The organism is Pedobacter sp. SG908 (assembly GCF_011759615.1).
Classification (GTDB): Bacteria; Bacteroidota; Bacteroidia; order Sphingobacteriales; family Sphingobacteriaceae; genus Pedobacter; species Pedobacter riviphilus.
The window spans coordinates 1,250,398-1,263,199 of sequence record NZ_JAAOYY010000001.1 but is presented as its reverse complement, the minus strand read 5'-3'; the positions used below and the strand labels follow the sequence as shown (position 1 = coordinate 1,263,199).

Below are 12,802 nucleotides of genomic sequence, written 5' to 3'. Positions count from 1 at the left end.
CTTAAAATTGTAAGAAGATGTTAGCAACAAAAACACTTAAAAAAGGCATAGGTATCGCAACGGGTATATTTTTACTTGCTGTTGGTGCTACATATGCCCAGGCCTTTACCGACGATGCAAAGATTTTAACAGCCTACCAAAAGTCATTAGACTCTTTGTTTCTTAAAGTGAAAACCATTACCTCTACCGATGCACAAACTCAATTGGCAGAAAATACGGGCGTTATTTCCCTAAATCTAGTGAAAACTAATAAAAAGGTAAAAACTGGAAACGAAATTTATGAATATGCAAAGCCTGCAACAGTAACAGTTGGTATTGCCTACCTCTGCCCAAGATGTAGTAATTCTCATATCAGCGAATCTTCAGGATATGTAATAGATCCGAAAGGTATTGTGGTAACAAATTATCACGTAGCCGCAATGTATGCGAATATAAGCGACGGGAATAAGCCGCTAGGGCTAACAGTTAGGATGGCCAGCGGAAAAGTTTACGCCATAAAAAGTATACTTGCTTGTTCAAAAAGCCACGACTTAGCGGTACTTGAATTAGCAACCGACGGGGAGAAAATTCCTGCTTTGCCATTAGCGCAAGCTGGCATGGTAGGCGATCAAGTGTATGTATTAGGGCAGCCCAAAGGCATGCATTATTTTTTTAGCGAAGGTATGGTAACCAATAAATACATGGAAGAAGCAGGAGAACATGACAAGAAATTTTTCCGAGAAATGATGGCTATTTCGGCAGATTATGCGACAGGATCAAGCGGTGGCCCGGTAATGGATAGTTACGGGAATGTAATTGGTACAGTTTCCAATACTAAAATGTTTACCCATAGCGAAATGAACCCCAGCGTACAGATGGTAGTGAAGAATACGGTACCTGTAGAAGCACTGTGGAAACTGGTTCGTTCAGGATCAAATCAGTAAAATTTACGAACCAAGCTGTTTAGCCTTAGCAGCAATTCAAATGCCCGCGATTAAGAACCGCGGGCATTCGTATCTTTTTAATTTCTAAAAAACAATCGCCTGTTTAGCATTTAAGCTTAAGAAGCCAGAAAAGTATTTTCTGGTTATTCCTTGTTCACTTTACTAAAGGAAATGAATCAAATGTTCTGTTTCTTTTTTTGTATATAAAAACCTGAATGCAAACACTTAAAACCAGATCTAGGTGTCCGACGTTAATAGAATTTATTGCAACCAAACAGATTGATAAGGAAAGAAATATAACCGTTAACAGTATCTGGTTACATTTTGTGTGTTCAATGTTCCCGGAAGACTAATTGCTTTTGAGTTATCAATATCAGAATTAGTTTACATCTTCTGAACGGAGCCAATAAATCAAAAAAATCAAAGAAGCTAAAAAAGAGCGCCAGACACATTCTGGCGCTCAATTAAAAACCAGATTAATTGGTTTTGGGCAAATATTTCAGTCGTACCTGGCTAATTCTCCAGAATGTACCATCTCCAGCTCCTTTATTTTGAACATTGCCAACAAAACCTAGCGACACCTTCTTTTCGGTAGTCAATGTAAAGGTAATCTTATGTGTACCTTTTGCATTCGTCTTGGCATACGCCAATGAAGATGCGATGTTGCCCGTATTGGGTATGCCATCTCCTTCGGCCGCCACAGTATAGAAGTCTCCCCCTGCGGTACAATCAGGGATATCTATTTCGAGGGTATATAGCCCAGCAGGTAAAATAGGACTTTGATAAATTTTGCCATCAGTAATTGTAGCCATATTATCTGCTGACCATCCTGCTTCCATGGCCAGTTGAGGGCCGCCAAACCAAGCATCTACCCCACCGTAAAATACACCAGCTGCCTGCCTGAAATTTCGCACAGCATCATTGGTTGTCCAACCAGCTGGAATCCCCCATCTGTCTCCCTTCACGCTGGTTGTAAAGGGTATGTTGGTGTTTGACATGTACTGAGCAGTAACATCCTTTAAAACACCAACCTGAGCAAACTCCGTGTAAAAAGTGTCTATACTTGATTTAGTAGGCAGATAAAGGGTCCTGGTACTAATTGTAGATGCTGTGCTTGCAAGGTCGTTCAATTTGGTGCGTTCTGTGGCTATTGGCACTCTTAGCGTTTTTAATCCGGTTGTAGAAATATACTGGATTTCGGTAGCGAAAGGCCCAGCCGAGAGATCAATGGTTAGCCAATCGATAACAGTTTCGCCATTAACTTGGGTTGCGCTGCCAATTACCCGATTGTTCAAAGATGCAGCATAACGTGGGCCATAAACCCTCCCTACTGCATTAACAGCAATGGATCTATTTCCATCAACATCGAAAGTATACACTAAAAAACTTCGTATCCCTTCTTCCACATTAAATATTTTGGTGAATCTCCTGGGATCTGTATTCATATTTACGGGATACTCAATTGAATCTTTTTTATCATTCCAAAAGATTTTAATCCTATTGATTTTTGGATCGGCTTTTAAAAGACCGGTTAACTGTACACGATTGTTGCCCGGGTTAATTTTAACAGAATCCAACTTACCCGAGTAAAGGATATCCCCTCCTTCCAGATATTTTTTATAATCGTCTGACTTAGAGCACCCAAACAGTAGTGCTGCTACGAAAGACATGAGGATGGTTTTCTTTATTTTATTTTTCATCTCCTTAATTCTAATTAATGAATCAAATTGTTTATTGTACTGCACCATAAACCTCTATTTCATTGATACTTTGTGCGGTTCCGCCTGCCCAGTTCTCCAGACATCTGACCCTCAGATAGCGCACTTTAGGCGCAGTCAGATCAATATCCCAACTAAAACCAGCCGCTGCAGTGGCCTGATCTTCTGCATTATCATTTCCATAAGGCAGTCCAGAAGGTTTTTTCACTTCGTAGCTACCCAAAAGAATCCAGCTTGAGTCTAAAGCTCCGTTTAGATTTGGATTACTGGAACCGTATATTTCGAACCTTTTCATTGTAGAGAGGTAGTAATACCTTGTTCCTTCAGGGAAGGGGCGAATCCAGACACGGCTTAATTTTGCCGAAACACCAGTATCAAAGCTGACCATATGTGGCCCGTTACCGCCATTAATCTGATGGGTAAAACTTGTATAAGGCCATCCGAGCCTACCATCCCAGGCATAAACCAATGCAGCGCCATTAGTAACCTGAGGAGCATCGCCAGGTAATACCAAAGCCCGGAAAAGTGAAGGATTAAGTTTAGCTTCAAATATCGGATTTATTGTTTTGTAAAGTGTATCAGAACTGTTCCCCCATTTGTCTTTAACAAAAATTGCCAATTCCTGCCTTGCGGTATCAAGCCCTCTAATTTTAGATAAAATTACGTCGGTACGGGTAAATATGCTCCTGAAATTGTCCACTTCAAACTGCTTAAAAACATTCTTCTTCATTACCATTATCGAAATATTATCACGTGTTGGATTTGTAGCCGCCAGATTATATCCACCAAAGGCATTGATAACCTGGATGCTCTTAAATACTTTCCGGAATGGGGCTTCAAGAGGTTTTACTTTTACGATAGTTGGTTGCGAAAGTACCTCGCTCCTACTCACAGAATACAGTGAGACCTGATGCTCCAGGGTATCAGCAAATCCTTCAACTACAACGGTATCTTTATAAAAGGATGATTTGGCTTCAAAATTAGTTCCGTTGGCTAACTTAAAAACTGCTTTGACATATAATAAATTCTTGTCATTTGGCAGTTTATAGGTAATTCTCGCTTTACCACTCAGATTTTCAACCTGAATGTTGCTTACCATTTGCGGAACAGCTCCGTCATGCGTTGTGGGCCCACCAAGTTCTTCCTCTTTACAGGAAAACAGTGCGGATACCAATGTAAACAGCAATAAGTAATTTATTATTTTCTTTGATTTCATGATTTTTATCTTTAAAATAAATACTACCATCCAGGGTTCTCTACCAGTTTTGGGTTCTTTCTGATTTCATTGTCTCCAATCGGCCAAAAATAATCCCTGGGTGCTATAAATGTTTGGCTGAAAATAGTCCGTTCGATGTTATAACTCTCAGCTGTCTTACCCAAAACACTTAGTCCGGTGATATCTTTATTGAGCTCCTCGCCAGATAGTTTCCATCTACGGAGATCCCAAAACCGCTGACCTTCGAAGGCCAGTTCGATCAGGCGTTCTCTACGGATAATTTCTCGAAGCCCAGCCTGGCTGGTATACTTAGATGGGCTCTTGGAATAATTTGTCCATGATTCTACGACACCTTTTAATCCTGCCCTGGTTCTCACGCGGTCCACATAGCTGATTGCAGTAGCTGAACCGGGTTCCACTTCATTCAAAGTCTCAGCGTACATCAAATAGAGATCAGCCAGTCTTATTTCCGGCCAAGGATAGGTCTTCCAACTTGGGGCATTGTTGGTATTCGTAGTTGACTCCCAATGAACGAGTTTTTTAATAAAATAACCCGTCTCATTCCAATTGGTAAAATGACCAAATCCAGATCGTTCTGCATTTTTTGATTGGACGTATACCGAGTTTATGTCGCTACTTGTGCTGGTGGCATCCTTCATGTACCATTTGCTTCCATCGAAGCCCAGATCAGCATAAAACCTTGGTTCACGGTCATAATTAAGTCTTGCGGTTGCAAATCCAGGTTCAATTGTAAAACGTTCAGCGGTAGTTGCTACTCTGGTTTGCATATAATTAGCAAAATCCAGCGTTTTATCTTCATCAATAGGTACACCGTTTTTGCTGTAGAACATTTTCGCAATTTTCAACGGAGCTCCCCAAACACCTTGTAACTGGAACCTATCTACATTTGCGATGCCTGCCATTGGCGGCATACAAAGAGCCTCATTCACAAAATAACTGTTTGAAAGTGCCCAAACGTGCTCAGCACTCCATCTGGTGGTTACCGAATTGCGAATGTTCAATTGAGTTTTTGTTTCTGGGCTTAAGCCATATGAATCATTAGTATAAGTATAAAGGGCACTGCCATTTAGCTCCGCAGACGCTATTGCTGCTTTGGCTGCATCCCTTGCCTTTTCCCATTTTTTAAGATCGAATACCGGATTGAAAAATGTCGTATTATCTTTATCCTTAAAGCCTGCATAATCCGAATTCCCATTAAATAGCGGACTTGCTGCCATCAAAAGGAGTTTTGCCTTAACAGCAAGAGCAATGGGTTTGGTTATTCTACCCAGCTCTTTATTCTCATCAGAAATTCGTTGTGGTAGCTTTTCAGTTGCCGCATCTAAAAGTGCAGATAGATAATTTACAGTCTCATCTATTGGGGCGCGTTTATAATAAAGCCCTTCAGGATCTGAAGATTCTGGTGCATTTACATCAATAAGCGGTATAGGGCCATACATCCTCATTAGGTAATAGTGATAATAGGCTTTCAAAAACTCTACTTCTCCTATCCATCTTTCCCGTTCAGCTATTCCCAGATCAGGCGCTTTTGTTGGGTCTTTGATGTTTTGAAGAAAGATGTTGCAATGGCGAATGGCCCTGAACATCATGAGGTAATTATATCTTCCATCCCCTCCTTTTAAGTCTCCACCCCATTCATTAAATAAGGGCCTGCTTCTATTTTGCTCTCCTTGGGCTATCTGAAAGGCTGGATGCCAATGTGCGCGGTCTGCTTGAGGCAACCAGATTTCATCACCAGACATCATTCCGGCATTGAACCAGCCATCTCCATTTTTGGGTAAGTAAGAATAACAGGTAAAGAGATATTTTTCAGCTTCGATACGAAGTTTGAATGCATTTTCGATCACAGCAACGTTGTCTGGAACAATGTCCAGATACTTTTTGCAGGATGTTATGCTACACAAGACTGTGAAAACGACAGCTAGTGCAAGTATTTTTTTCTTATTCATTTCCATTAGATATTATATTATAAACTCACCTGTAAGCCTAGGTTATAAAGCGATTGGAGCGGATAATTCATTCCATTACCACGCATTTCTGCATCCCACATTTTGAACTTGCTTAATATGAAAAGGTTGGTTCCCGACAAATAAAAGCGGATACTTCTCACATTCAGTTTTTTAATCTCCGAAGTATATCCAAATTCCACATTTTTTAACCTAAGGAAATTGCCATTCCTCATCCACCAGGTTGATGTGACGTTATTGCTCGGCACTCTCCAGGTACTTAATCTTGGCCAAAAGGCATAAAGATTAGGATTTGTCTCCGTCCAATAATTATCCGCAACTGCCTTTAGCAAACCTGTCTGATAACCACCATTTTGATAAAATGGCTGAACTTGGTTCGAGTTTATGAAAAACGAAAAGCGAGCCGATCCCTGGAAATAAAAACTAAAATCAAATTTCTTATACCTAAAACTTGATCCGAAACCATAAGTAATTTCTGGTTCTGTAGGGTAACCAAGTGCAACCTGATCATCAGTATTGATAACCCCATCGCCATTTATATCCCTATATTTAATATCACCTGCCCTGAGACCACGATCGCCAAACTGAACGGGTGAATTAGCGACTTCTTCATCGTCAATAAACAGCCGTTCAGCAATATATCCATAGGCTTGATTAAATGCGGCTCCTTTTCTGGATAAATAAGATAGTGATGCGGGGTAAGGAAGTTCATCAATCTTACCGATCTTAGTTGTAGCATAAGTAAAAGTACCCCTGGCATTGATCGAAAAATCACGGGAAATATTTGCCCTATAGCTTCCAGACATATCTACACCTTTTGATGTACCATCTCCGAAATTTGAAAATGTTGTTGCCATTAGGCCTGCTGCATTATCAATATTTGCAACAGGCTGCAAAATGTTAGTTCGTTTTTGTTTAAAAACATCCACAACTACATCAATTCCTTTTCCTACGGTCAAATCCATTCCAATATTCAACTGCGTCGATCTCTCCCAGGAAATATCAGCATTCGCATATCTGGAGATGGAAACACCAGGACGGCTATATAATGGGGCTCCGTCGTTTCTGCCAAAAGAGGCACCATAACCATTGTCGTTTAAACTTACCCGCGACATATAAAAGAAACGGTCGTTTACATTTCCAATGGCATCATTTCCTGCAACACCATATGTAGCCCTAAATTTAAGATTAGAGATCACACCCCTCAGCGGTGCGAAAAACTTTTCGTTCGAAATCCTGTAGCCAACACCGACCGAGGGAAAGAAACCCCACCGATTACGCGTATCAAAACGCTCAGATCCATTATAACCGAAGTTAAATTCCGCAAGATATCTGTCATCGTACCCATAAGAGAACCTCCCTGAAATACCTGCATTTCTCGAAGGTAAAGACTGAACCAGCTCGTCAACATTTGCGTTTTCATAATCTGAAAGATAAGAAACAAGCATACCTCCAACTGCGTGTTTATCCTTAAAAGTCCTGCTATAATTCACTGAACCTTCCAACCACATCCTCGAATCAATATCCTTTGCATCCCTCCTAAAGTTTAGCACTTCTGTTCCAACGGTACCTATCGAATTCTGTCCACCATCATTTAATGCTGTAAGGTTATATGACTGATCCTGAGCATTAACCATCGCAGAATAAAAAAATGGATCGTAATTTCTATTTACCCTATAATAAGAAGTCCTTCGCAAATATCCCATTGCCCGCGCACTTAAGCCTTTTGTTAGACTAGCCAGGTCTTGTTTTAATTCTAACTGGGGCTGTAGATTCGAGGTTTTATAAACCTGATACCCTTTTACCATCTCTGCATAAGGATTGGTGTACAAGGTAGAACTTAGGCTCAAGTCGGTATTGCGCGTCTGGGCAGAACCAAAAAGCGGATGCTCAATGAAGGGCAATTTGCCTGATGGATACACAGCCGGGAACATGACCGGATTTGCGTTTAACGCATTCCTAAAAGTTTGCTCACCGCCACCTATTGGCCCCTGGTAGTCATCAAACTGACCATACATACGGATAATCAATACAGTTGATTTGGTGAGATCGAAATCTATGTTTGACCGGATAGAATAGTTGGTCAGGCGGATATTATTATTAAAATTATTAATCGGATTTATTTTTAAATTACCGTTATCCTGGTTTAAGGTACCTGCTATGTAGTACCTGGCACGATTGGAACCTCCTGCTATATTCAGGTTGTAGCCCTGGTTAATTGTTTGCTTTTTAATAAGCTGGTCTAACCAGTTATTATTCGGGTACAGATATGGATCTTCACCAGCTGCCGTACTGTTGATTTTATTTTGGGAATAGGGTTCAATTCCGTTTGGCGTACGTGTTATTGAAGCTTCATTCGCCATTCTCATATAGGTGATATTATCTGCAAACTCATAATCCCTGGTATTCCTCGATATTCTATTCTCTACCCTGAAATTAAACAGGGGCTTTGCGTTCATTCCCATTTTGGTATTAATAAGAACAACCCCATTTGCTCCCCTTGCACCATAAACCGAAGAGGCCGCAGCATCTTTCAGTACTGAGAAATCCGAGATATCATCTGGCTGTAGGCGTGCCATATCGGTAGCCGAGGATTCCACCCCATCAATTAAGATGAGCGGATCTCTTTTACCTGACCCAAACGTAGATAAACCCCGGATATAGAAGGTAGAGTTATCAGTGCCCATTCCTGGTTCGCCACTATTCTGGAAAGCAATAATTCCGGCAATACGCCCGGCAAGAGCATTAGTCAAGTTTGATGAAGGGGTTTTTAAGTCCTTCACATTTACCGTTGTGATTGAACTAACCATACTCGCTTTTTTTTGGGTATTACCAAATCCGGTTACTGCAACTTCCTGTAACTCAGTGGTAGCACTTTCAAGCTTGATGTCCAAAGTAATCACATTGCCTGCATCGACTGATTTTGAAGCAAGTGAAATTTGCCTTGGCTTGAATCCTATACAGGTAATGGCGAGCGTAGCCGACTTCGCAGCCCTAATTTCGAATCGGCCAAAATTGTCTGTAGCGATTCCTTGATTCGCAGCCCCCACAATTTTGATCACGGCACCGGGGAGTCCGCTTGTCGTATCTCTAACAATACCCTTAACCGTTATTGAATTCTGGGCCATGGCATTAATACTTAAAAAGGTGAGAAAAAGCATCATGTATTTTGCTAATCCCCTACTGTTAAAACCGGATTTAATTTTCTTCATTTTTTGCTGTCTGTTCATAACTGATGATATCATTATTTTGAGAGACCCGGTCAGTAAATCAGGCAGATTACGAATTTTTGGATTTAACCCTTGTTTGTTGCTCATAATATATTTGGTTTAATAGTTTTTAGATGGTTTTAAATGGGCATAACATTCCCTTTCCTTTTCAAGATTAATCATAAACGTCAAAACAACGTTTATTAAAATAAGCAAAGAAATATGGGATAAGATGAAATCTTAAACCATTTCTGTTTAAACATATCCCTTATCTGAAAAATGATAGTGCTAACTTTTAAATAGGTGTTTGCCTATAGAGGATTCGACTGTTACTCATATTAGTTTTATTTGGTTAATGGTAGTGATATTTATTCTCACCTAAGCGTCAATAAGCATCTGATAAACGTATAAACAACGCTTATTAAAAATATATACTATCTCTAGATTAAAGCACTCGTATTTTAACACAAGATCACCGTATTTTAACCCAAAATGTGTAAAATCATGGTAGGTTTAAAATTTTTACTTAAATGCTTTAAGTACCTTTCAGATTACCTTGCGGCGCACGCAAATCATTTGTAAACTAAATAGCCGTAAAATAAAAAAGAGACTGCCCGAAAAAAATCGAATAGTCCCTTTTATTTGAGTAACCTGGTGGATAAATTTTTCTTAAAGCCAGTGCTCAGGCTTATTTTTCCCTTTAGACGGTTTTTTGGCCAGAAAATGATCTACTTAACTTAGCATAATCTGGTAATTTACATTTACTCTTTTCGGATAATTGCTTTCTTCTTTATTTAAGGAAACAAATGCCGCATTACCATGAACTTCATTTTTCAATGCATGTTCGTAATGCGATTGGATCGTTTCTTGGTAATCGTGCTGAAGGTTTTTCGTTGTTTCGGCTAAAAGATTCCTATCATTCAGGTTTTCTGGCAATAACGTGATATCGCAGTTTCCGTCACTGATTTCTTTGACTAAGTATTTCATTTTTGGTTTTAAATCTTCGTTTCCTGTTTTATAAATAAGATTTCGAGAACGGCCAAAAATATGGTAAGTCTTTATTTTGTATGTAATCTAAAAGTTAATTTTTAGGGTAAATCGCGTATCAATTTTAATTCAAAATGTATGATTTCAACCACAGATCAACATTTCAATTTTTAGTCAGTTTTATAAATCACTGTTTATCAACAAGAAAAAGAGAATAACTACTTAAACCAGTAGCCAATACCCAATTCTAAGGTTTACGGTTAAAATAATTATCAAAAAAAACGCTTTGAAACTTAATGGCATTCGCCCAATAATCCCAGTTGTGTACACCGGGTCTGGTGGTAAAATCGTGCGGAATATTGTTATACAACAGCTCATCATGCAGGCGTACATTCATTTTATAGAAAAAGTCGTCTACACCACATTCAAAAGCAATGGCCAGCGATCCGGGTTTAATCAGGTAAATCATATCAATTACACTGTTCTGTTTCCAGCGCTCCGGAAATTCGTCCTGTGTACCTAATCTTTTTGAGATATCCCAGCCGTTCGGAAAAGGTTTAATATCTACACCGCCACTCATGCTGCCTACAGCCCCATATACATCTTGGTGTTTAATAGCCAGGTATAATGCACCATGGCCGCCCATACTCAAACCTGTAATACCTCTCCCCCTTTTTTCGGCAATCGTTTTATAATGTTCATCAATATAGCTCACCAACTCTTTAGCCACATAGGTTTCATATTTCCATTTAGCATCTACCGGACTATCGAAATACCAACTGGTTACATTACCATCAGGGCATACCACAATAAATTGATATTGATCGACAAGGTTTTTAATCGCTGGTACTTTTTTGGCCCATTCTGCATAGTTACCTCCTGCGCCGTGGAGCAGGTAAACCACCGGAAAAGTTTTTCCTGTTTTATAGCTATCCGGCTTAATTACCACTGCTTTAATATTTTTGTTCATCGATTTACTATAGGTTAAAGCGGTATCTACTTCAGCAGCGCTTAAAACATGGTTAAACAAAAACAAACAGGCGGTTATTAAAAAGCTATTTTTCATGAGCAGTTTTTAATTATTATTATAATACGGTGCTAAATTTATAAAATAACTGGATATTGTTTGCCATTTCTGTGAATTGAAACCAAAAATAATGACACCCTGTTCATCTATTCATTAAACAGCTAAACAACTTTAAAACAATCATTCAGTTTTTTACAGCATCCAGCTTGTAATCTTCATGTAAAAGGAAAAGGTTAAGAAGTAAGCAAAAGCTGGTTCTTTTTTTTTGAAAACGATCGTTCATCAGCTCTTCGGTAACAGCAGCCCCGTTATTCGCTAATTCCGATGAAGGATCGGAACCGCTACTACCGGGTTTATTGAACAAAGGTTGCTGCAAAAACTCTAACCCTCTTCTCAATCATGCTTAAGCCTCCAGCCTATAATCCTATTACAGGCCGCGCCACCCAGCCCCGATTGCAGTGAGCACGAAGTAAAACGGAAAGCGGGGAGAAAACCTTAATAGTAGTACCGAATTGCGCTTCACATAGAGAAAAACTAACGACAGGTTAATTGATCTAAATTTACTATCTTCCTACTTTGAGCAGGCTTAGATAATAATAATGAATGCAGAAAATAAAATTAAATGTGCTTGTTGCGATTTTTATACAATTGAGAAGGATGCGATTTCAATGATCTGCCCGGTTTGTTTTTGGCAAAAAGATTTTTATCAAGAGGCGCGTATTGATGATGATGGGGGACCGAATTCAGTCTCTTTGCGAGAATCAAAAGTGAATTTTAAGTCTTTTGGGGCTAAAGAGAGCAGGGTTTTAGATTTTGTAAGACCACCTGAAAAAGATGAGATTGGAGAATAGAGTGACTTAAAAAAGAAAAGGGATTGATCTTATTTCATCACTAAACCTATATTTCTTAAATGACTACACTGAAAACCTGACAACCTCTTCATATAAAAAAAAAACAAACTACATGCTAAAATTGCGTTCCTACAATCAATTAAGGGTATTCTACCCCCTATTTTGTCGTATTTACTCTTTCTGAGTTGTTAAAGTTCCTATAACTTTATTAAAAAATTAAATACCTTAAAACATGGAAAATAAAACATCAATCACCGTAGAAACGACAGTAAATGCACCCGTAGAAAAGGTTTGGGAATTTTGGAATAATCCAGACCATATTACAAAATGGGCATTTGCCTCACCAGATTGGCATACCCCTTATTCAGAAAACGACTTAAAAGTTGGTGGTAAATTTAAAAGCACCATGGCTGCAAAAGATGGCAGTATGAGTTTTGATTTAGGCGGAACCTATACCACGGTTGATCAGCATAAAAAAATCGAATATACCATGGACGATGGCAGAACAGTAAGCATTATTTTTGATGCACTGAGCGAACAAACGAGGATAACTGAAACTTTCGATGCAGAATCTACCAACCCAATCGAAATGCAACGTGGCGGATGGCAGGCCATTCTGGATAATTTTAAAAGTTATACAGAGGAATCATAAACACCTTGTTAATAACAGGTTGCATCATATTTGTAATTCCATCCGTCCTTCGACAGGCCCAGGATGACAATTTCATTTTTGTGATACAGCCTTTATTATTTTTTAGTAGCAGGAAGTGCCCTCTTTTATGCCTTAAGTAACAATTCGATTATTATTTGATTCGCATAATTTTTGATTTGAACTGAATACTTTGATATTGCTACCATAATTTACATTTGCCGTGTAAATTAT

The 12,802-nt window shown here is 39.2% G+C and carries 9 protein-coding genes; 3 read left to right on the top strand and 6 right to left on the bottom strand.

Annotated elements, in window-relative coordinates; all coding sequences use genetic code 11:
• The first annotated feature begins 17 nt into the window (after positions 1-17).
• Positions 18-923, top strand: a complete 906-nt coding sequence (locus tag FHT21_RS05355; RefSeq protein ID WP_167293712.1) for a serine protease — start codon at positions 18-20, stop codon at positions 921-923.
• 476 nt (positions 924-1,399) lie between these two features.
• On the opposite strand, the gene FHT21_RS05350 is transcribed toward FHT21_RS05355, so the two are convergent.
• From FHT21_RS05350 to FHT21_RS05325, 6 genes are all read right to left on the bottom strand, one after another.
• Positions 1,400-2,623 carry a DUF4998 domain-containing protein gene (locus FHT21_RS05350; protein ID WP_167293711.1) on the bottom strand — a complete coding sequence of 408 codons (1,224 nt, stop codon included), beginning with the start codon at positions 2,621-2,623 and terminating at the stop codon, positions 1,400-1,402.
• A 31-nt stretch (positions 2,624-2,654) separates the two neighbouring features.
• Positions 2,655-3,857 (bottom strand): DUF4959 domain-containing protein, encoded by a 1,203-nt coding sequence (locus tag FHT21_RS05345; RefSeq protein WP_167293710.1) that lies wholly within the window; start codon positions 3,855-3,857, stop codon positions 2,655-2,657.
• Positions 3,858-3,880: 23 nt separating this feature from the next.
• Entirely contained in the window at positions 3,881-5,827 is a 1,947-nt protein-coding gene (locus FHT21_RS05340) for a RagB/SusD family nutrient uptake outer membrane protein (RefSeq protein ID WP_167293709.1), read from the bottom strand.
• 17 nt (positions 5,828-5,844) lie between these two features.
• Positions 5,845-9,057 carry a TonB-dependent receptor gene (locus FHT21_RS05335; protein ID WP_208398868.1) on the bottom strand — a complete coding sequence of 1,071 codons (3,213 nt, stop codon included), beginning with the start codon at positions 9,055-9,057 and terminating at the stop codon, positions 5,845-5,847.
• Positions 9,058-9,786: 729 nt separating this feature from the next.
• Positions 9,787-10,041 carry a hypothetical protein gene (locus FHT21_RS05330; RefSeq protein ID WP_167293708.1) on the bottom strand — a complete coding sequence of 85 codons (255 nt, stop codon included), beginning with the start codon at positions 10,039-10,041 and terminating at the stop codon, positions 9,787-9,789.
• Between the two features lie 247 nt (positions 10,042-10,288).
• Complete coding sequence (locus FHT21_RS05325) at positions 10,289-11,107, bottom strand: alpha/beta hydrolase family protein (protein ID WP_167293707.1); 819 nt, start codon at positions 11,105-11,107, stop codon at positions 10,289-10,291.
• A 560-nt stretch (positions 11,108-11,667) separates the two neighbouring features.
• On the opposite strand from FHT21_RS05325, the gene FHT21_RS05320 reads away from it, so the two are divergent.
• Both FHT21_RS05320 and FHT21_RS05315 read left to right on the top strand, forming a co-directional pair.
• Positions 11,668-11,919, top strand: coding sequence for a CPCC family cysteine-rich protein (locus FHT21_RS05320; RefSeq protein ID WP_167293706.1), 252 nt, complete (start codon positions 11,668-11,670; stop codon positions 11,917-11,919).
• Between the two features lie 232 nt (positions 11,920-12,151).
• Complete coding sequence (locus tag FHT21_RS05315; protein WP_167293705.1) at positions 12,152-12,571, top strand: SRPBCC family protein; 420 nt, start codon at positions 12,152-12,154, stop codon at positions 12,569-12,571.
• Positions 12,572-12,802: the final 231 nt, after the last annotated feature.